Source organism: Micromonospora echinofusca (assembly GCF_900091445.1).
Taxonomy (GTDB): domain Bacteria; phylum Actinomycetota; class Actinomycetes; order Mycobacteriales; family Micromonosporaceae; genus Micromonospora; species Micromonospora echinofusca.
Genome location: NZ_LT607733.1, coordinates 1,765,141 through 1,784,868, shown reverse-complemented (window position 1 = coordinate 1,784,868; position 19,728 = coordinate 1,765,141). Strand labels below are relative to the sequence as shown.

Here is a 19,728-nt window from a genome sequence, read left to right as displayed (position 1 = left end):
CGCGACAGCGGGCTGAGGATTCTCCGCCGGCGACCGGCGCGAAGCTCGGTGGCAGCAGCATTCCGCCGCCACTGAGCGGCGAGGCGATGGCCGACCGCCGGGGGTGTCAGGACCGGGGCCGCAACTCCCCGGTCCTGCCCCCAGCCGTCCGGCGTGGTGGCGGACGCGCCGGCTGAGCGCGTGGGCGTGGCACGCCGCCCACGCCGGGCTCAACGCGACGAGCCAGCCGCCTGCACTCAGCTCCATGGTGCCCAACTACCGGACTTCGGCACGCTCCCGACTCACCCCGAAGAGCCGTGAGCGCCGAATCAGGCTAGGCGTGCCGCAGAGGGCCGGACAAGGACGAGTCGGGCTGTCCGGGGGTGATTGATGTCAAGGCGAAAAAGCGGCATGTCGACGTAACACGGCCCCACCGGCCAGCGCTGTTTCCCGTCGAGGCCGCCACTGCGTCCGGTGCTCGGCACGCCCCTGCCGGCGACCCGATGACCGGCTCAGAAGTGGCGCAGCAGTTCGGGGAACGCGGACAGCCGCAGCACCCCCGGGTCGGCCGGATCCAGCTCGTCGTGCTCCAGCACCCAGGTGTTGTCGTTGGGGATGAACACGGCGTTGAGGCCGGCGGCGCGGGCGGGCCGGATGTCGGACTTCGGGGAGTTGCCGATCATCCAGGTGACGGCGGGGTCGACGCCGTGCTCCCGGACCAGCCACCGGTAGGTGTCGACGTCCTTCTCCGGCACGATGTGCGCGGCCCGGAAGTGGTGCAGCAGGCCGCAGGCGTCGAGCTTGCGCTGCTGCTCCTCGCGTTCGCCCTTGGTCAGCAGCAGCAGGTGGTGCCGGGCGGCCAGGGTGTCCAGCGCCTCGGCCACGCCGGGCATCAACTCCACCTGGTGCGCCACCAGGGCCGCCGCCAGCTCGTCGAGCTGGCGGCGTTCCGCCTCGGTGGCGGGACGCTGCCGCAGCCGCTCCAGGCACTCCCCGAGGCTGCGCAGGAACACCTTGCTGCCGTAACCGTGCGCGACCGCGTTGGCCCGCTCGATGTCGTCCAGGATGGCCCGGATCTCGGCCCGGTCGAGGGTCGGGTGGTCCAGCCACTCCAGGAAGTCGTCGATCACCCGCTCGAACAGGATGTTGTTCTCCCAGAGCGTGTCGTCGGCGTCGAAGACGAGCACCTGCCCGTCGTAGCGGCGCGTGGCGTTTTCCATGACTCTCCTCCCCCGTGCTGGCCGGGGCCACGGTACTGCGGGCCCGTCGGCCCGGTCAGCCGGGTTTTCGCGGGGTCGGCTCGTCCCTGGCGGGCACCGGGGCCTCCGGGCCGGCGAGCAGCCCCGACATGATCATGTCCTCCCGCTGCTCCTGCTTGTCGGGGCGCAGCCGCCCGCCCCGGGTGAGCATGACCGTGCCGTGCAGCAGCGCCCACCCCTCGGCCTCGGCCAGCTCCCCGGCGGCGAGGACGACGCGCTCGGACTCGGCCGGTCCGGCGTCTGCTCCGTCTGCTGACGACACCCCGCCGCTGCTCGGGTCAGCGGCGCAGGGTGAGGATCAGGTCGGCGACCAGGGCCGTCCAACCGGTCTGGTGCCAGGCGCCCAGCCCGGCGCCGTTGTCGCCGTGGAAGTACTCGGGGAAGCAGATCAGGTCCCGCCAGTCCGGGTGGGTCTGGAAGAGCTGGGCGGCGCCGTAGATCGGCCGCCGACCCCAGCCGTCGCGGGTGAACAGCGAGATCAGCCGCGCGGAGAGGTCGTCGGCGATCTCGTCGAGGGTCCGCTTCACCCCGGAGCGCGTCGGATACTCCACCTGCAGGTCGTCGCCGAAGAAGGCGGCGTAGTCGCGCAGCGCGCTGATCAGCAGGAAGTTGGTCGGCATCCAGATCGGGCCGCGCCAGTTCGAGTTGCCCCCGAACAGGCCGCTGGTCGACTCGGCCGGTTCGTAGCCGACGCTGAACTCCTGGCCCCCGAGGGTCACCGAGAACGGCTTGTCGAGGTGGGCGCGCGACAGCGTACGCAGGCCGTACTCGGAGAGGAACTCGTCGGTGTCGAGCATCCGAGCGAGCAGTCGGACGATCTGTTCCGGGCCGACCATGGACAGCAGCCGGTGCTGGCGGCCGTCGGGCCCGAGCCGCCGGGCGCCGATCACGTCGGCGTACTCGGGGCGGTTGGCGAGGAACCAGCGCAGCCGGGCGTGCAGCTCGGGCAGCCGGTGCAGGGTGTGGGCGGTGAGCCGGGTCGTCGCGGCCAACGGCAGCAGGCCGACGACCGAGCGGACCTTCAGGGGCACCTTCGTGCCGTCGGCGAGGCGCAGCACGTCGTAGAAGAACGCGTCCTCGGCGTCCCACAGGCCCTGCTCGTACGCGGCGGCGGCGATGTAGGCGAAGTGCTCGAAGAACTTGGTGGCGGTGTCGACCCAGGTGCGGTCGTGTTCGGCCAGCACGACGGCGATGTCGAGCAGGTTCAGCGCGTACATCGCCATCCAGGCCGTGCCGTCGGACTGCTCCAGCACGCCGGCCACCGGCAGGGCCGCCGAGCGGTCGAAGGGGCCGACGTTGTCCAGCCCGAGGAAGCCGCCCTCGAAGACGTTGTTGCCGACGGTGTCCTTGCGGTTGACCCACCAGGTGAAGTTCAGCAGCAGCTTGTGCATCACCCGGGCCAGGAATTCGTGGTCGCGGCCCCCGTCGATCTCGAAGACCTTCAGCGCCGCCCACGCGTGCACCGGCGGGTTCACGTCCCCGAACGCCCACTCGTACGCCGGGATCTGGCCGTTGGGGTGCAGGTACCACTCCCGCAGCAGGAGCAGCAGTTGCTCCTTGGCGAAGCCCGGATCGACCCGGGCGATGCTCACGCAGTGGAAGGCCAGGTCCCAGGCCGCGTACCACGGGTACTCCCACGGGTCCGGCATGGAGATCACGTCGAAGCTCGTCATGTGCCACCAGGCGCTGTTGCGCCCGTGCCGGCGCCCGGACGGCGGCGGCGACGAGCCGGGATCGCCCTCGAGCCAGCGCTTGACGTCGAAGTGGTAGAACTGCTTGCCCCACATCAGCCCGGCGATCGCCTGCCGGGCGACGAGTGCCTCGTCCGGGGTCGCGGCGGCCGGGACCACCCCGGCGAAGAACCGGTTCGCCTCCGCCCGGCGGGCCCACACCACGGCGTCGAAGCCGTCGCCCAGGTCCGCCGGGGCCGGCGGGGTGCCGCCGGGCGGCGGGGCGGTACGGGTCAGCCGCAGCCGGATCCGCCGCTGCGCCCCCGCCGGCACGTCCAGCACGTAGTGCAGCGCGCCCTTGGTGCCCTCCCGGGCCGGGTTGACCGTCGGGGCCCCGTCGACCACGTGGTCGTTGATGCCGTCCTTCGGGTAGGGAGAGCGGCCGGGCAGGCCCCAGAGCCGCTCGGCGTTGGTGTCGTTGTCGCAGAGCAGCGGCGTGGGCTCCCCGTCGCCCTCCAGCAGCAGCTGGCCCAGCACCCGGTGCTCGCCGACGAGCCGCGATCCCTCGCCGACCAGCCGGGGCACCCGGTCACCGCCGGGCAGCCCCCACGCCCAGGTGTTGCGGAACCAGAGCGTCGGCAGCACGTGCAGGGTGGCCGCCCGGTCGCCCCGGTTGGCGACGGTGACGACGACGCACATGTCCGTCGGCGTCGCCTTGGCGTAGTCGACGGTCACCGCCCAGTACCGGTCGTCGTCGAAGATGCCGGTGTCCACCAGCTCGTACTCGGTGTCGTCGCGCCCGCGCAGCGCGTTCACCGCGACCAGCTCGTCGTACGGGAAGGCGGCCTGCGGGTAGTGGTAGCGCCAGCGCATCCACGAGTGGGTGGGGGTGGAGTCCTCGTACCACCAGTAGTCCTTGGCGTCCTCGCCGTGGTTGCCGCCGTCGCCGCCGAGGCCGAACATCCGCTCCTTGAGGATCGGGTCCTTGCCGTTCCACAGGGCGAGGGCGAAGCAGAACGTCTGCCGGTCGTCGCAGACGCCCGCCATGCCGTCCTCGCTCCACCGGTAGGCTCTGGACCGCGCGTGGTCGTGCGGGAAGTAGTCCCAGGCCGTACCGTGCTCGCTGTAGTCCTCCCGTACCGTCCCCCACGCCCGCTCGGACAGATAGGGACCCCATGCGCGCCAGTCCTGTTCCCCGGCGTCGGCCTGAGCCAGCCGGAGCCGTTCGGGGTCGGGCGCGTGGTCGTCGGGGGGCGGCACGTCGGTGATCACTCGCACATCTTCGACGTCGCCGGGGGACTTCACCACAGGAGCCATTCTCGTCGTGGCGTGTTGCACCCCGCCGCCGGTGGAGGAAAGTTGATCGACATTCGCTTCGGCCCGCAGGTCTGCGGCGACCTGACCGGCGGCGCCACCCGGGAGTGGCTGGTCACCGACGGTCTCGGCGGCTACGCCACCGGCACGGTGAGCGGGCTGCGCACCCGCCGGTACCACGGCCTGCTCGTGGTGGCCGGCGAGACGCCGGCGTCCCGCCGGGTGGGACTCGTCGGCCTGGACCCGGCCGTGCTGTTCCCCTCCGGCGCCCGGGTGCGCCTGGGCGCGCACGAGTGGGCCTCCGGCGACGTCGACCCGCGCGGCTTCGAGCTGCTGGAGCGCTTCGACCTGACCGACGGCCTGCCCCGGTGGCGGTGGCGGATCGGCGACGTGGTGATCGAGCGGGAGCTGGCGATGACGCACGGGCGCTCCTGCGTCGCCGTGGTGCACCGGCTGGTCTCCGGTGGTCCGGTGCGCCTCGACCTGGCGGCGGTGTGCACCTGGCGGGACGCGCACGGCGAGCGCCGCGCCGACGGCCCGGCCCCCCGGGCGGAGTCCGTGCCGGGCGGCGCGGTGGTCGAGGGCGCGTTCCGCATCGCCGGGCCGGACTGGACCCCGGAGGGCCAGTGGTGGCGCGGCGCGCACCACCGCGAGGAGGCGGCGCGGGGCCTGAACCCCGACGAGGACCTCTGGTACGCGGGTCGGTTCTCCGGCGCGCTGGAGCGCCCGGGCGACACGGTGTCGGTGCTCGCGTGGGCCGGCGAGCTGGTCGAGGAGCCGCCCCCGGCGACCGAGGTGGTCGCGGCGGCGCGGGCGCGCAACCGGCGGGTGGTGGCCGCGGCGAAGCCGGCCGACGCGGTCGAGGCGACGCTGACGCTGGCCGCCGACGCGGTCGTGGTCGACACGGCCACCGGGCCGGACGTGGTGGCCGGCTACCCGTGGTTCGGCGCCTGGTCGCGGGACACGATGATCTCCTACGAGGGGCTGTTCCTCTGCACCAACCGGGCCAGCGAGGGCCGGGAGCTGCTGCGGGCGTACGCGGCGACGCTGTCGGAGGGGATGCTCGCGAACACCGCCGACACCGGGCGGGTGGAGTACAACACCGTCGACGCGACGCTGTGGTTCCTGCACGCGGTCAGCCGGCACGTCACGGTCACCGGCGACACCGACCTCGGCGACGAGCTGCTGCCCGCGCTGCACGGGGTGGTCGACGCGCACCTGGCCGGCACCCGCTTCGGCATCGCCGTCGACCCGGCCGACGGGCTGCTCACCCAGGGTGGCACCCCGGGCACGGCGCTGACCTGGATGGACGCCCGCGTGTACGGGGTGCCGGTCACCCCGCGCACGGGCAAGCCGGTGGAGGTCAACGCGCTCTGGGTCAACGGACTGGCCGGCCTGGCCGAGCTGACCGAGCTGGCGGGGCTGGACGCGGGCGCGCTGTGGCGGCTGCACGAGCGCGCCGGCGCCGCGTTCCGGGACCGGTTCCCGGCCCCGTCGGGCTGGCTGCACGACGTGGTGGACGCGCCCGCGCCCGCGTACCCGCTGGGTGGGGCCGCGCACCACGACGACGACCTGCTGCGCCCCAACCAGCTGCTGGCCTGGTCGCTGCCGTACGCCCCGCTGGAGCCCGACGAGGCCACCGTGCGCCGGGTCGCCGCCGGGCTGCTCACCCCGCTGGGCCCGCGCAGCCTCTCCCCCGACTCGCCCGAGTTCGTCGGGCGGCACCGGGGCGGTCCGGCCGAGCGGGACGGCGCCTACCACCAGGGCACCGTCTGGCCGTGGCTGCTCGGCCCGTACGCCGACGCCGCCCGACGGGCCAAGATGCCGCTCGATGACCTTTTCGTCGGCATCGAGGCGCATCTGACCGAATATGGCCTAGGATCGGTGAGTGAGACGGCCGACGGCCTCGCGCCGCACGCGGCCACCGGGTGCCCGTTCCAGGCGTGGTCGGTCGCCGAGCTGCTGCGCGCCCGCAGAAACGGCCGGTAGCGCTTTACACGACCGCAACGGCGGCGTCTCCGCCGGTTAGCCAGCCGCCAGCAGGATGGGTTCCGATCCGCTCGCGACCGCACCGGGCACCGGTCTCCGGTACCCGACGGCGCGCCCGGGGACAACTCAAAGGGGGCCGCCCGAATGTCACCTGACGCCGACGTGATCGACATCCACCCCGCCCGGCGACTGCGGGTGCTGATGCTCTCCTGGGAATACCCGCCGGTCCTGGTCGGCGGGCTCGGCCGGCACGTGCACGCCCTGTCGGTCGCCCTGGCCGCCGCCGGGCACGAGGTCACCGTCGTCACCCGCCACAGCGAGGGCGCACCCCTGGAGGAGTACGCCGACGGCGTACGCATCCTGCGTGCCGCCGAGGACCCGGTCACCTTCCCGCTGGCCACCAGCTCCCTGCTGGCCTGGACCATGGCGTTCAACCACACCCTCACCCGCGCCGCGCTGCGCGCCACCGAAGCCGGCTCCTACGACGTCGTCCACGCCCACGACTGGCTCGTCGCGCACACCGCGATCACCGTCGCCGAGCACCTCGACCTGCCCCTGGTGACCACGATCCACGCCACCGAGGCCGGCCGGCACCAGGGCTGGCTGCCGGAGGAGATGAACCGCACCATCCACGGCGTCGAGCACTGGCTGAGCAACGCCTCCGTCCGGGTCATCGCCTGCTCCGGCTACATGCGCGACCAGGTCACCACGCTCTTCGACGTGCCGTCCGGGCACATCGACGTGGTGCCCAACGGGGTCGACGACCGGGCCTGGCGCGCCCACCCCGGGGCGGTCACCGCCGCCCGGGCCCGCTTCGCCGGGGACGGCCCGCTCGTCGGGTACGCCGGCCGGCTGGTCTACGAGAAGGGCGTGCAGCACCTGGTGCACGCCGTGCCGTACCTGCGCGATCGGCACCCCGGGCTGCGGGTGGTCATCGCGGGCGACGGCCCCTACCGCGCCGAGCTGGAGGAGGAGACCCGACGGCTCGCGCTCTCCCAGACCGTACGCTTCGCGGGTTTCCTGGACTCGACCCGGCTGCCCGCGCTGCTCGGCGCGACCGACGCGACCGTGGTGCCCAGCCTCTACGAGCCGTTCGGGATGGTCGCCCTGGAGGCCGCGGCGGCCGGCGCGCCGCTGGCCGTGGCCCGCACCGGCGGCCTCGCCGAGATCGTCGAGCCGGGCGTGACCGGGGTGACGTTCCCGCACAGCGACCCGGGCGCCCTCGGCGAGGCGGTCGACCAGCTCCTCGGCGACGAGGTCTTCGCGCGGCGGGTGGCCCGCAGGGCGCGCACCATGGTCGGCCAGCGGTACGGCTGGGCGACCATCGCCGCCCGGACCGCCGGCACGTACGCGACGGCCTGCCGCGAGCACGGCCCGACGCAGGCCCGACGCGCCGCCGCCCGGCTCGGCGAGGCCCGCCGGACGGTCACCATCCCCGAGGGGAATCTGCTCGCGGTCGGTGGCGCCCGCTGAGGGGCTTCTCCCCGTCGGGTGGCCGACAGACCGGCCCCCGACCGCCGCCCGGCACGGCATACTTCCTGCCGGTACGCCCGGCGTCACCCATCCCCCCTCCCGGCACTGTCCCAGGTGGACCGTCCGGGTGATGCCCCTGCGCCGCACCGGCGAACTACAGTGGCGTAGTTTTGGCGCTCAAGATCCCTGGGGAGGGTGAGCCGACATGATGGGACCGTCCCACGCGCTGTCCGGCGCGGCGGTGTGGCTGGCCGGGTCCTGGGCGCTGCAACAGTTCGCCGACTACCACCAGTCGCCGCTGGAGCTCGCCGTCGGCACCGCCGTCTGCGCGGGCGGGGCGCTCTTCCCCGACCTCGACCTCTCCGGCAAGGTGACCCGCAACCAGGGCGGGGCGACGGTCGCCCGCACCTTCGGCGTGTTCTCGCTGTTCATCGCCGAGGTGATGGAGAAGGTCTCGCTCGGGGTCTACTACGCCACGAAGCTCAGCAAGGACCCGCGCCGCAACAACGGCCACCGCACCCTGACCCACACCATCCCGTTCACCCTGCTGGTCGGCTGGGGCACCACCACGCTCTGCGCCGCGTACGGCAAGTGGGCCGTCATCGGCATCCTCTTCTTCATGTTCGGGCTGGCGCTGCGCGGCCTGTTCGACAAGTGGGCCGAGCGCGCCGGCTGGGTCATCGTCACCCTCGCCTCGGCCGCCGCCGCCTGGTACACCTTCGCCAACCTGCCCGGCGGCCGGGGCTACCCGCTGATCGGCACCGCCGTGGGGGTGGGCTGCTTCGTGCACATCCTCGGCGACATGATCACCCGCGCCGGGGTGCCGATCCTCTGGCCCATCCCGATCAAGCGTCGAATGTGGACACCCATCGGCCTGCCGAACAAGATCGCCCTGCGCGCCGGCGGCAAGACCGAGGTGGTCGTCGTCCGGACCGTACTGACCGCGATCTCGGTGCTCGCCGCGGCCGGGCTGGTCGCGCCGTCGGTGCTGCAACGCTTCAACATCGACGTCTGACGGCTCTCCCCCGTCCATCAGTCCCACGGTTCGGCGGCCCAGCGGGCCAACAGCTCCAAGACGGGTCGGCGGCCCGCCATCATCTCCGCCTCGTCGCGGGCGTCGTAGGTGCCGCTGATGGCGGACCGGCCCAGCCGACCGAGCATCATCGGCGCCAGCCAGAAATACTTGGCCGCCCCGGTGAGCCGGACGGCACGGGCCACCTCCTCCGGCGCGACGGCGCCATGCAGCCCCTCGGCGTACCGGTCGAGCACGGTGGCGGCCACCTCGCCGAGCAGCGCGACGTCGACCAGCCCGTCGAGGAACGTGTCCAGCACCAGGTTGGCCGCGTCCTCGCCGACCGGCCCCGGGCCGACACCGGACCAGTCCAGCAGCACCGGGCCGTCGGCGGCGAACACCAGGTTCATCGGCCAGCAGTCGTGGTGGCAGAGCGTACGCGGCAGCCGGTCGGTGGCTGCCAGCACGTCGTGCCGCCGCTCCCACAGCACCCGCAGCGCGTCGCGCAGGGGGCGCGGCCAGGCGGCGACGGCGACCGGGTGCTCCCACGGCACCGGCGCGGCCACCGGGCGGCTCAGCGTGTAGTCGCGCAACCAGTCCCGCGCCAGCCAGTTTGGCGGGCGACCGCCGCCCGCCAGTTCCCGCGCCTCGGGGTCGCCGAGCCAGCGGGCGTGTCCGGCGCCGAGCCGGACGGCCACCTCGCCGAGGTCGGCGGGCGTGCAGGCGATGCCGGGCCGACCGGTGACCTCGGGCAGCCACAGCGCGACCGAGCCGTCCGGCCGGTCGTCGACCGCCAGCGCAGTCGGCGCGGCCAGCCCGGCGTCGGCGTACGCGGCGGCGGCCAGCCCACTGCGGTACGCCTCGACCTCGCGGCGCCAGTAGTTCCAGTGCCCCGGCTCGTCGCTGCCGGCCCAGTGCGCCGGCCCGGGGCGCCCGGGCGGGGTGAGAAGTTTCAGCACGGCCGGCCGCCCGTCGTGGCGGGTGTGCCAGATGCCGCCGGTCACCCCGTTGAGGATGTTGTGGGTGAGCTGCTCGGCCGGCACGTCGGCGGGGACGAGGTCGGTCGCTGGGCGGGACCCGGTCACCGGGTCCTCGCGATCGCCAGGGCTCTGCGGCGGAGACGTGACCGGGGCGGACGGATCGCTGCCGCTGTGCCGGGCCAGCCGTCCGGTCACCGCCCGCGCCCCGCGCACGACGCCCGCATAGGCCACCACGGGGCAGAGCACGAACACCGTCGTGAGCAACCAGCCCAGCGCCGCGCTGGCGACGGTCGCCCCGGTGGCCGCCGCGATGCCGGCGGCGTACAGCCCGACGAGCAGTGCGGCCGTGCCGCAGGCGGCCAGCGTGCGGGCGGACGCACCACGGCGGGCGAGGGTGGCCTCGCCGATCGCGACCGCCGGCGCAACCGCCAGCGGCACCAGGACGGCACCCAGCAGGGCGGCGCCCAGCACCATGACCGGGCCGGCCAGCGGGCCGCCCTGGTCGGAACCGGGAGTGAACAGGGCGAACGTGAACAGCGCCAGATAGCCGAGCAGCCCTTCAGCGACACACATCAGCCAGGCGACGCCCGTCCCGGTTGCGTGCCGGACCATCGTGGCGACCATCGAGCCTCCCCCGTCGCCGGGCCGCAGCCGGCGGGCGTCGCGCGACGCAAGCCGCGCCCAACCGACGCTAGCGGAGGGGCCAGCCGCTGTGGGGGCGGGTCAGACGCCGACGCGCTGGGGCGGGACGGTCAGCCCGTAGAGCGCCATCAGCTCCGGGGTGTCGACCCGGCTGCCGTCGGCCACCGAGTCGCAGGAGATGTCGACGATCTGGTCCTTGTGCGCCAGCAGGTAGGGCCGGGCGCCGACGTCCGCGCTGGCCAGGGTGGCGATGCCGGACCAGTGCCGGCGTCCGAACAGCATCGGGTAGCCGCGCAGCCCGTCGTAGGTCGCGCAGACCAGCACGTCGGGGTACGGCAGCGCGACCACCCGGCGCACGGCGGCGGCGGTCAGGCCGGGCATGTCGACCGGCACCACCACGACCGCCTCGATGCCGTCGTCGTCGAGCGCGGCCAGGCCGGCCCGGATGGACGAGCCGACGCCGGTCCCCCACGCCCTGTTGATCACCACCGTGGTCCGGCTCAGGTCCGCCGTCTCGCGGACCTGGTCGGCGGCGGCGCCGAGCACGACCACGATCCGCTCGCAGCCCGCCTCGGTCATCGTGTCGATCATCTGGTTCACCAGGGGCTTCTCTCCCTGGTGCAGCAGGGCCTCCGGGCCGCCGATGCGGCGCCCCCCACCCGCGGCGATGATCATTCCTGCGATCCGGTTCAGCTGGGCCCCCTCCACCGTGGAGCGGGCCGTGGCACGTGGGCACGGCCCGCTCCGTCGTACGGACATCGGGAGCAACGAGGACAAGGCGGACCGGGTAGCGGGGCGAAAAGGGAAAATAGTGCAACTGTTACCGGGGCGGAACCTGACCGGCGGCGGCGACCGCCACCGGCATCGGGTCACGGGGTGGGCGTGCCAGCAGGCGTGCCAGGTCGCCGTGGGTCCGCCCGAGGAAGCCGCCCGCCGTGGCGGAGTAGATCGACATGAGCATGGCCGGCTGGAAGGGCAACAGGCCCGCGCCCGACAGCGCGGCGCGCCGGACGCCCAGCGACTCCGGGCGGTAGGGCACCCCCAGTTCGGCGGCGAGGCCCGCAGCGGTGAGCGCGACCGACCCGGTCAACTCGTACGTGCGGCCGTGGTGCGCGGCGGGGTCGGCGGCCACCCGTACGGCGGCGTCGGCCAGGTCCTGCCGGGCCACCGCCGCCAGCGCTCCCGCGCCGAACGGGGCCGTGACCGCGCCGCCGACCGGGGCGGCCAACTGCCCGAACAGTTCGGCGTAGAGCCCGTTGCGCAGGATCGTCCAGCCCAGGCGACTCTCCCTGAGCCGACGCTCGGTCCACCGGTGCGCGAGCGCGAAGGCCAGGTGGTCGCCGGCGCCGATCAGGCTCGTGTAGACCACGTGCCGCACCCCGTGCCGCTCGGCGGCCGCGATAGCCCGGTCGTGGCGGGCGAGGACGACGTCGTCCTCGCCGTAGCCGGCGGAGACGAGCACCAGCACGCGTACGCCCGCCAGGTCCGGCCCCGCCGGGTCGTCGAAGTCCACGCCGCGCCCGGCGTCGCCGAAGCGGCCGGGCGTACGGGTGCCGGCGAGCGGGGCGAGCCCCCGCTCGACCAGCCCGGCGTGGATGAGGGAGCCCAGGTGCCCGGAGGCGCCGGTGACCAGCAGCATGTGGCGAGCCTTTCGGTGGTACCGAATCGGAACTAGCCTCATCGTCGGGAACCACGGACGCGGTCACAAGGAGGCACTTCGATGTCGGCAGGGCACACGGCGGTAACCGACGCGCTGGCGCCCTGCGGCCTGCCCGAGCACCCCGACTGCGGGATCCGCGACGTGCTCGACCGCATCGGCGACAAGTGGTCGGTGCTCGCGATCGTCGAGCTCTCCTCCGGCGTCCGCCGGTTCCGGGAGCTGCAACGGGCCATCCACGGCATCTCGCAGCGGATGCTGACCCTGACCCTGCGCCGGCTGGAACGCGACGGGCTGGTGCTGCGCACCGCGTACCCGACCGTCCCGGTGACCGTGACCTACGAGCTGACCGAACGCGGGCGGAGCCTCACGCACCTGGTCAGGCAGTTGGCGGACTGGTCGCTGGCACACAAGGACGCCATCGCGCAGTCGCGGCACGCGTGGGACGCCGCCAACCCCGGCTCCGGCGTCTCCTGAGCGGGCGGAGGCGGCAGGTGCCTGCCCACGCAGACGGCGTGCGGGTGGGCGACGAACCCTGTCAGGCCGCGTCGGCGTAGCAGTTGACGACGGACAGGTCCAGCGGAAAGCGGACCGGGGTGTCGCCGAAGAGCAGCGCCGTGGCCTGCTCCCCGCACCGGGCGACGGCGTCGGCGACCGCGGCGGCCCGCTCCGCCGGGCAGTGCACGACCACCTCGTCGTGCTGGAAGAAGACCAGCTCGGCACCGGTGCCGGCGAGCTGACCGCGCAACGTCGCCAGCAGGGTCGAGGCCCACTCGGCGGCGGTGGCCTGGATGACGAAGTTGCGGGTGAACCGCCCCCGGGAGCGGGCCGCCCGGGCCCGCGGCGACTGCGGGTCGTCGCCGCCGACGGGCAGGTCGGCGTCGGGATCGCCGAAACCGGCCGTGCCGGGCGGGCAGGTGCGCCCGAGCCAGGAACGCACCAGGCCGCCGGCCTCCCCGGTGCGGGCGGCCGCCTCCACGTAGCCGAAGGCCGTCGGATAGCTGCGCCGCAGCACCGCCAACGCCGGCACCGCGGCACCGCCGGTCTGCCCGTACATGGCGCCCAGCAGCGCCACCTTGGCCCGTGGGCGGTCGCCGTCGAAGGCGTCCTGGGCGAGGGCGGCGTAGAGGTCGCCGGCGCCACCGGCGGCGGCGAGCCGGGCGTCGCCCGAGACTGCGGCGAGCACCCTCGGCTCCAGCTGGCCGGCGTCGGCGACCACGAACCGCCAGCCCGCATCGGCGACCACCGCCCGCCGGATCACCTTGGGGATCTGCAACGCGCCGCCGCCCCGGGTCGCCCAGCGACCGGAGACGACCCCGCCCGGGACGTACTCCGGCTGGAACCGGCCGTCGCGCACCCAGGCGTCGCGCCACGCCCAGCCGTGCGCCGTCCAGATCCGGTAGAGCTCCTTGTATTCCAGGACCAGCGGCACCGCCGGGTGGTCCACCCCACGCAGCACCCAGGCCCGGGTGTTGGGCAGCTCCACGCCGGCCCGGGCGAACGCCCGCAACAGCTCCGCCGGGGAGTCGGCGTGCAGCTGGCGTACGCCGAACGCGTCGGCGATCCGCGCGGCCAGCTCGGCCAGCCGGCGCGGCGGGCCGCCCACCGGCGACGGCTCGCCGAGCAGCTCGGCGAGGACCTCGTCGTGCACGTCGACCCGCCAGGGCAGCCCGGCCGCCCCCATCTCCGCCGCGACGAGCGCGCCGGCCGACTCCGCGGCGACCAGCAGGCGGAACCGGCCGGGGTGCTCGGTCGCGGCGATCCGGGCGAGCTGGTCGGCGTACACCCGGGTCAGGGCCTCGACGCCGGGGCCCGGCGGGCCGGGCAGGGCGTCGAAGAGCGCGCCCTGGCCGTGCCCGGGCGGCGCGGCCGGCCGCGGCGGCGGGTCGGCCGGCACCGGCGCGCCGGTCAGCCGGGCCCAGGCCGCCGCGAACGAGCGGGGCTCGCCCCAGCGGCCGGCGTGCCCGAGCAGCAGGGCCTCGGTCAGCTCGACGTCGTGGCAGCGCTCGACCCGCACCCCGGCGCGCAGCAGGGCCGGATAGAGCGTCGCGCCGCAGGCCCACACCCAGCGCGGCCGTTCCGCCGCCTCGAACGCGGCGACGGCGGCGGCCAGGTCGGTGACCGGCCGCACCGGACCGGCGGGCAGCCCGGCGGCGTCGAGGGGTTGCAGCGCTCCCCCGCCCCGCTCGTCCGAGACCATCGCCACCAGCACGGATGCGATTCTGCCTCGCCCCTGCGACACTTCACCCGCCGGCCGTCCGCCGCGCCCCGGGCCGAACGGGTCGGACGCGACCGCCGGACGAGACGTCGGCGGACGGTTCGGCGGAAACGGGGCGGTGCGGCGGTGCCGCGGCTCGGTAGCGTGGGCCGGTGCCACCACGTATCCCTCATCCCGAGCCCGGCACTCCGGACACCAGGGGGCCGCTGTGGTACCTGTGGTGGCTGGTCCGCTGCCAGCCGTGGCGGGTGCTGCGCGGAAGTCTGTTCGGCACGGCCTGGATGACCGGCCTGTCGGTCCGGCCCTACCTGATCTCCCGCGCCGTGGACGACGGGCTGCGCACCGGCGACACCCGGGTCCTGGCCCTGTGGGTGGCGGCGATCGTCGTCGCCGGCGTGGCGCTGTCCTGGCTGGGCATCATGCGGCACCGCACGATGACCTTCATCCGGGAGGACGCGAAGACGCGCTCCGCCGCCGTGGTGCTCCGCCAGCTGTCCCGGGTCGGCGCCGTGCTGCCGCGCCGGGCCGCGGCGGGCGAGGTGGCCACGGTCGGCGGCACCGACATCGACCGGGTGGCGCAGGTGATGACGGTGACCGGGCCCGGCGTCGGCGCGGTGGTCGCGTACCTGGTCGTCGCCGTCGTGCTCTGGTCGATCTCGCCCCTGCTCGCGCTCTGCGTGCTGGTGGGCGTGCCGTCGGTCGTCCTGGTCGTCGCTCCCCTGCTGCGCCGGCTGGAGCGGGCGGAGTCGGTCTACCGGCAGCAGCAGGGTGAGCTGACCGCCCGGTCGGGCGACATCGTGGCCGGGCTGCGGGTGCTCGCCGGGGTGGGTGGCCGGAGCCTGTTCGCCCACCGGTACGCGGCCCGCTCCCGCGACCTGCTCGTCGAGGGATACCGGGTCGGCGCCGTGAACAGCTGGATCGACGCGGCGACGGTGGCCGTCCCCGGGCTGTTCCTCGCGGCGGTGGTGTGGCTGTCGGCCCGGATGACGGTCACCGGCGACATCAGCGTCGGGGAACTGGTCGCCGTCTACGGCTACGTCGCGACACTCGTCGTGCCGGTCTGGTTCCTGCTGGAGGGCGGCCACCAGCTGATCCGGGGCCGGGTCGCGGCCCGCCGGATCGTCGCCCTGCTCGCCGTCACGCCGGACGACGTCGGCGGGCCGCGCGACACAGTTACCCGCACCGGCGTGGCGACGGTTCCCGGCAGCCGACAGCCGGCCGGCCCCGCCGCCCCGGTACCGGCCCCCGGCGGCCCCGCCGACCTGCACGACCGGTCGAGCGGGCTGACCGTCCGGGCCGGCCGCCTCACCGCGGTCGCCGCCGCCGACCCGGCCGACGCCCTCGCGCTGGCCGACCGGCTCGGCCGGTACACCGTCAGCGACGCCACCTGGGGCGGCGTGCCGCTGACCAGCGTCGGGCTGGAGCAGGTGCGGGGCCGCATCCTGGTCGCCGACCACGACGCGTACCTGTTCGCCGGGACACTGTGGGAGGTGCTGCGCGGGGCCCGGCCCGACGGTGACCGCGGGCGGATCGCCGCCGCCCTGCACGCCGCGTCGGCCGAGGACGTCGTCGACGCCCTACCGCGCGGGCTCGACAGCCCACTGGACACCCGCGCCCGCTCCCTCTCCGGCGGGCAGCGGCAACGGATCCGGCTGGCCCGGGCGTTGCTCGCCGAACCGGAGGTGCTGATCCTCGTCGAGCCGACCTCGGCGGTGGACGCGCACACCGAGGCGCGAATCGCCGAGCGGCTGCGCCGCGCGCGGGCCGGACGGACGACCCTCGTGCTCACCACCTCACCGCTGCTGCTGGGGCGGGCCGACGAGGTCGCGCACCTGGTCGCGGGGCGGGTCGCCGCCACCGGCACCCACGCCGACCTGCTCGACCGGGACCCGGGCTACCGGCGGCTCGTGGCCCGTGGCGACGCCGACGCCGAGCAGGCGCTGCGGTGAGCGGGCTGCCGGTCGCCGACCGGGCCACCGTGCGCCGGGCGACGCGCCGGCTGATCGCCCGGGACCGACGCGCCGTCGCGGTCGTGCTGGCGCTGCACGCCACCGCCACGGTCGCCGGGCTCGCCCCGCCGTGGCTGCTCGGCACCATCGTCGACCGGGTGTCCGCCGGAGCCGGCGTCGCCACCGTCGACCGGCTCGCCCTGGCGATCGGCGGGGCCGTGCTGGTCCAGACGCTGCTGTCGCGGTACGCGCGGTACGCCGGCCACCGCTTCGGCGAGCGCGCCGTGGCCGGGCTGCGCGAGGAGTTCGTCGAGCGCACACTGCACCTGCCCGTCGGCGTCGTGGAGCGCGCCGGCTCCGGGGACCTGGCGACCCGCAGCTCGGTCGACGTGGCGACGGTCGGCACCACCGTCCGGGACGTGGTGCCCACCATCGTCATCGCCTCGGTGCAGCTGACGCTGCTGTTCGGCGCGGTGTTCCTGCTGCACCCGCTGCTCGGGCTGGCCGCGCTCGCCGGGCTGCCGACGATCGCGCTGGTGACCCGGTGGTACCTGCGACGCGCCAGCCCGGCGTACCTGGCCGAGGGGGCCGCCGCCGCCGAGCTGACCGAGACGCTGACGACCACCGCCGAGGGCGCCCGTACGGTCGAGGCGTTGCGTCTCGCCGACGAGCGGATCGGGCACGGCACCGCGCGCATCGCCCGGGTCTGGGGTGCCCGGCGGGCGACCCTGGCGCTGCGCACCGTCTTCTTCACCGTGGTGGAGGCCAGCTACCCGCTGCCCGTGGCCGCGCTGCTGCTGGTCGGTGGGCTCCTGCTCACCCGGGGCGAGGTGTCCCTCGGCGCGGTGGTCACCGCCACGCTCTATCTGCAGCAGGCGATCGAGCCGCTGGACCGGATCCTCCAGTGGACGGAGCAGGCGCAGCGCGGCTTCGCCTCGTTCGCCCGGGTGCTCGGTGTCGGCCAGGTGCCGCCGGAGCGGCCCGGCCGGGCCGCCGCGCCCATGGACGAGCGGCTGGTCGTCCGGGGAGCCCGGTTCGCGTACGTCGGCGGACCCGACGTGCTGCACGGCATCGACCTCGAGGTGCGGCCCGGCGAGCGGTTGGCGCTCGTCGGGCCGTCGGGGGCCGGGAAGTCCACCCTGGCGCGGCTGCTCGCCGGGATCGACACGCCCCGGGAGGGGGTCGTCAGCGTCGGCGGCTGCCCCGTGACCGACCTGGACCCGGCCGAGCGCCGGCGGCGCATCGCCCTGGTCACCCAGGAGCACCACGTCTTCATCGGCTCGCTACGCGACAACCTCGCGTTCGCCGCCCCGGACGCCTCCGACGACCGGATGCGCGCGGCGCTGGCCACGGTCGGCGCCGACTGGTACGCCCGCCTGCCCGACGACCTCGACACCCTCCTCGGCGACGGGGCGCACCAGCTCGGGGCGGCCGAGGCCCAGCAGCTCGCGCTGGCCCGGCTGGTGCTCGCCGACCCGCACACGCTGATCCTCGACGAGGCGACCGCCGCTCTCGACCCGACCACCGCCCGGCGCACCGAGCGGGCCCTGGCCGCCCTGCTCACCGGGCGGACCGTCATCGCGATCGCGCACCGCCTCAACACCGCCCACGACGCCGACCGGGTGGCGGTGCTGGAGGGGGGCCGGATCACCGAGCTCGGCAGTCACGACGAGCTGGTCCGGGCCGACGGCCCGTACGCCGCCCTGTGGCGTTCCTGGCACCCCTGACCCGCCCGGGTCTACTTCACCGCGCCGGAGGTGAGACCGGACTGGATCTGGCGCTGGAAGATCGCGTACACGACGATCATCGGGAGGATGGCGATGGTCAGGGCGGCGAAGAGGCCGGACCAGTCCGCCTCGTAGCCGGCGTTCACCGAGATGTCCGCGATGCCCTGGGTGAGCACCCACTTGTCCTTGGCGTTGGAGAGCAGCACGAGCGGCAGCTGGTACTGCCCCCACTGGCCGATGATGTTGAAGATCCCGACGCTGATCAGGCCCGGCTTCGCCATCGGCATCATCACCTGGAAGAACAGCCGGGTGTGCGAGCAGCCGTCGATCATCCCCGCCTCGGCGACCGACGACGGCAGCGTCTTGAAGAACGCGGCCAGGAAGAACACCGTGAACGGCAGCGAGTAGGCGATGTAGACCAGCACCACCCCGGTGTGCGTGTCCAGCAGTCCCAGGTTCTTCACCACGAAGAAGAGCGGTACGAGGGCCAGGAAGACCGGGAACGCGAGCCCCGAGACGAACAGGTAGTAGATCGCCCGGTTGCCCCAGAACTTGTAGCGGGCCAGCACGTACGCGGCCATCGAGCCGAGCAGCATGGTGCCGAAGGTGCTGCACGCCACCACGATCACGCTGTTGAGGAAGTAGCGCCCGACGTTGGCCTTGGTCCACGCCCGGGCGTAGTTCTCGAACCGCAGCTCCGCCGGCATGGTCCACGGGCTGCTGAAGATCTCCGTGGTGTTCTTGAACGAGGCGAGGAAGGTCCAGAGGATCGGCACGATCACGATGACCGCCCAGACCGCGAGCGCCACGTGCCCGAGGTTGGCGAGGATCCGTACCTCCCGTCGGCCCCTGCCTCCGCGCCCACCCGCGGCGCCCGGCTTCACGGTCTTCGGCGGTAGCGCCGCCGGTGTCGGCGGCAGCGTCGTCTGCGGGTTCATCAGTACTCCACGCTTTCCCGCTTGGTCAGCCGCAGCGTCAACGCCGCGAACGTGAGGGTGAGGAAGAACAGCGCCACGCCCATGGCCGAGGCGTAGCCGTACTTCGAGTAGACGAAGGCGTTGCGGTAGATCTCCATCGCCAGGACGGTGGTGGCGCCGTCCGGGCCGCCCCCGTCCACCGAGAGCACCGAGACGATGGCGAACGCGTCGAACGCGGCGATGCCCAGGTAGACCCAGGCGACCTGGAGGGTGTCCCAGAGCAGCGGCAGGGTGACCCGGAAGAAGAGCGTCACCCGGTTCGCCCCGTCCACCTCGGCGGCCTCGTAGATCTCGCCGGGGATGGAGGCCATGCCCGCCGAGAAGAGCACCACGTAGAAGCCGACCGCCTGCCAGACCAGCACGCCGATGATCGACCAGAGCGCCAGGTTCGGCCGGACCAGGAAGAGCACCGGGTCGAAGCCGAGCTTCATCAGCACGCCGTTGATCAGGCCGGACTCGTTGGGCCGGTAGACCATCTGGAACAGCACCGCGATGATGGCCACCGCCAGGACCTGGGGGAAGAAGAACACCACCCGGTAGAACTTCGACCCCCAGACCCCCTGGCGTTGCCCGCCGCTGCTCTTGCCGCCCACGTTGAGCAGGAACGAGAAGAACAGCGCGATGGCGATGGTGATCAGCGGCAGGGCAAGCAGCAGTACGCCGTGGTGCTGGACCGCCTTCCAGAAGTTGTCGTCGTCGAACAACCTCCGGAAGTTGTCGAAGCCCACCCACTGCGGGGCCGAGAGCCCTCGCCAGTTGGTCATCGAGATCTGGAACGCCTGCGCGTACGGCGCGATGACGAAGACCACGTACAGCGTGACCGGGACGAAGAGGAACCCGATCACGAACGGATACTTGCCGTGCCGCATGACCCCTACGCTC

General features: G+C 74.1%; 15 protein-coding genes. 6 read left to right on the top strand and 9 right to left on the bottom strand.

Annotated elements, in window-relative coordinates; translation table 11 throughout:
* Positions 1–491: 491 nt before the first annotated feature.
* From GA0070610_RS08190 to GA0070610_RS08180, 3 genes are read right to left on the bottom strand one after another with little or no spacing between them, the layout of a single operon-like run.
* Positions 492–1,199: an HAD family hydrolase gene (locus GA0070610_RS08190; protein WP_088999466.1), complete on the bottom strand. Its 708-nt coding sequence runs from the start codon at positions 1,197–1,199 to the stop codon at positions 492–494.
* 55 nt (positions 1,200–1,254) lie between these two features.
* Positions 1,255–1,500: a hypothetical protein gene (locus tag GA0070610_RS31055; RefSeq protein ID WP_088999465.1), complete on the bottom strand. Its 246-nt coding sequence runs from the start codon at positions 1,498–1,500 to the stop codon at positions 1,255–1,257.
* A 16-nt stretch (positions 1,501–1,516) separates the two neighbouring features.
* The gene (locus tag GA0070610_RS08180; RefSeq protein WP_088999464.1) at positions 1,517–4,225 is read right to left on the bottom strand and encodes an MGH1-like glycoside hydrolase domain-containing protein; all 2,709 of its coding nucleotides are present in this window, start codon (positions 4,223–4,225) and stop codon (positions 1,517–1,519) included.
* Between the two features lie 42 nt (positions 4,226–4,267).
* Between GA0070610_RS08180 and GA0070610_RS08175 the strand changes: the two genes are divergently transcribed.
* The 3 genes from GA0070610_RS08175 to GA0070610_RS08165 all read left to right on the top strand — a co-directional run bounded on the left by GA0070610_RS08175 (position 4,268) and on the right by GA0070610_RS08165 (position 8,699).
* Complete coding sequence (locus GA0070610_RS08175; RefSeq protein WP_088999463.1) at positions 4,268–6,211, top strand: amylo-alpha-1,6-glucosidase; 1,944 nt, start codon at positions 4,268–4,270, stop codon at positions 6,209–6,211.
* Between the two features lie 144 nt (positions 6,212–6,355).
* The gene (locus tag GA0070610_RS08170) at positions 6,356–7,684 is read left to right on the top strand and encodes a glycosyltransferase family 4 protein (protein WP_088999462.1); all 1,329 of its coding nucleotides are present in this window, start codon (positions 6,356–6,358) and stop codon (positions 7,682–7,684) included.
* Positions 7,685–7,889: 205 nt separating this feature from the next.
* Positions 7,890–8,699, top strand: a complete 810-nt coding sequence (locus GA0070610_RS08165; protein WP_088999461.1) for a metal-dependent hydrolase — start codon at positions 7,890–7,892, stop codon at positions 8,697–8,699.
* Between the two features lie 17 nt (positions 8,700–8,716).
* Here GA0070610_RS08165 and GA0070610_RS08160 read toward each other — a convergent pair whose 3' ends face one another.
* The 3 genes from GA0070610_RS08160 to GA0070610_RS08150 all read right to left on the bottom strand — a co-directional run bounded on the left by GA0070610_RS08160 (position 8,717) and on the right by GA0070610_RS08150 (position 11,957).
* On the bottom strand, positions 8,717–10,300 hold the full coding sequence (locus tag GA0070610_RS08160) for a phosphotransferase (RefSeq protein ID WP_231925973.1): 1,584 nt from the start codon (positions 10,298–10,300) through the stop codon (positions 8,717–8,719).
* A 99-nt stretch (positions 10,301–10,399) separates the two neighbouring features.
* Positions 10,400–10,993, bottom strand: coding sequence for a nucleotidyltransferase family protein (locus GA0070610_RS08155; RefSeq protein WP_088999460.1), 594 nt, complete (start codon positions 10,991–10,993; stop codon positions 10,400–10,402).
* A gap of 145 nt (positions 10,994–11,138) precedes the next feature.
* Positions 11,139–11,957 (bottom strand): NAD(P)H-binding protein, encoded by an 819-nt coding sequence (locus GA0070610_RS08150; RefSeq protein ID WP_088999459.1) that lies wholly within the window; start codon positions 11,955–11,957, stop codon positions 11,139–11,141.
* An 81-nt stretch (positions 11,958–12,038) separates the two neighbouring features.
* Here GA0070610_RS08150 and GA0070610_RS08145 point away from each other — a divergent pair, with 81 nt between their 5' ends.
* Positions 12,039–12,452 (top strand): winged helix-turn-helix transcriptional regulator, encoded by a 414-nt coding sequence (locus tag GA0070610_RS08145; RefSeq protein WP_088999458.1) that lies wholly within the window; start codon positions 12,039–12,041, stop codon positions 12,450–12,452.
* A 61-nt stretch (positions 12,453–12,513) separates the two neighbouring features.
* Here GA0070610_RS08145 and GA0070610_RS08140 read toward each other — a convergent pair whose 3' ends face one another.
* Complete coding sequence (locus GA0070610_RS08140) at positions 12,514–14,175, bottom strand: bifunctional 3'-5' exonuclease/DNA polymerase (protein WP_089003359.1); 1,662 nt, start codon at positions 14,173–14,175, stop codon at positions 12,514–12,516.
* Between the two features lie 266 nt (positions 14,176–14,441).
* Here GA0070610_RS08140 and GA0070610_RS08135 point away from each other — a divergent pair, with 266 nt between their 5' ends.
* A complete protein-coding gene (locus tag GA0070610_RS08135; protein ID WP_197697868.1) occupies positions 14,442–16,142 on the top strand; it encodes an ABC transporter transmembrane domain-containing protein in 1,701 nt (566 codons plus the stop codon).
* Positions 16,139–17,869, top strand: coding sequence for an ABC transporter ATP-binding protein (locus GA0070610_RS08130; RefSeq protein WP_088999456.1), 1,731 nt, complete (start codon positions 16,139–16,141; stop codon positions 17,867–17,869). Before GA0070610_RS08135 ends, GA0070610_RS08130 begins: the two co-directional genes overlap by 4 nt.
* Before the next feature lie 11 nt (positions 17,870–17,880).
* Here the strand turns inward: GA0070610_RS08130 and GA0070610_RS08125 are convergent, their stop codons facing one another.
* Positions 17,881–18,807 (bottom strand): carbohydrate ABC transporter permease, encoded by a 927-nt coding sequence (locus tag GA0070610_RS08125; RefSeq protein WP_088999455.1) that lies wholly within the window; start codon positions 18,805–18,807, stop codon positions 17,881–17,883.
* Positions 18,807–19,715, bottom strand: a complete 909-nt coding sequence (locus GA0070610_RS08120; protein ID WP_088999454.1) for a carbohydrate ABC transporter permease — start codon at positions 19,713–19,715, stop codon at positions 18,807–18,809. The genes GA0070610_RS08125 and GA0070610_RS08120 overlap by 1 nt, the downstream gene beginning before the upstream one ends.
* Positions 19,716–19,728 lie beyond the last annotated feature (13 nt).

What these genes read in the sequence shown, in the direction of transcription:
- GA0070610_RS08190 (WP_088999466.1), bottom strand. Translation starts at nt 1,199, where the DNA reads ATGGAAAACGCCACGCGCCGCTACGACGGGCAGGTGCTCGTCTTCGAC.
- GA0070610_RS08180 (WP_088999464.1), bottom strand. Translation starts at nt 4,225, where the DNA reads ATGGCTCCTGTGGTGAAGTCCCCCGGCGACGTCGAAGATGTGCGAGTG.
- GA0070610_RS08170 (WP_088999462.1), top strand. Translation starts at nt 6,356, where the DNA reads ATGTCACCTGACGCCGACGTGATCGACATCCACCCCGCCCGGCGACTG.
- GA0070610_RS08165 (WP_088999461.1), top strand. Translation starts at nt 7,890, where the DNA reads ATGATGGGACCGTCCCACGCGCTGTCCGGCGCGGCGGTGTGGCTGGCC.
- GA0070610_RS08160 (WP_231925973.1), bottom strand. Translation starts at nt 10,300, where the DNA reads ATGGTCGCCACGATGGTCCGGCACGCAACCGGGACGGGCGTCGCCTGG.
- GA0070610_RS08155 (WP_088999460.1), bottom strand. Translation starts at nt 10,993, where the DNA reads ATGATCATCGCCGCGGGTGGGGGGCGCCGCATCGGCGGCCCGGAGGCC.
- GA0070610_RS08150 (WP_088999459.1), bottom strand. Translation starts at nt 11,957, where the DNA reads ATGCTGCTGGTCACCGGCGCCTCCGGGCACCTGGGCTCCCTCATCCAC.
- GA0070610_RS08145 (WP_088999458.1), top strand. Translation starts at nt 12,039, where the DNA reads ATGTCGGCAGGGCACACGGCGGTAACCGACGCGCTGGCGCCCTGCGGC.
- GA0070610_RS08140 (WP_089003359.1), bottom strand. Translation starts at nt 14,175, where the DNA reads ATGGTCTCGGACGAGCGGGGCGGGGGAGCGCTGCAACCCCTCGACGCC.
- GA0070610_RS08125 (WP_088999455.1), bottom strand. Translation starts at nt 18,807, where the DNA reads ATGAACCCGCAGACGACGCTGCCGCCGACACCGGCGGCGCTACCGCCG.
- GA0070610_RS08120 (WP_088999454.1), bottom strand. Translation starts at nt 19,715, where the DNA reads ATGCGGCACGGCAAGTATCCGTTCGTGATCGGGTTCCTCTTCGTCCCG.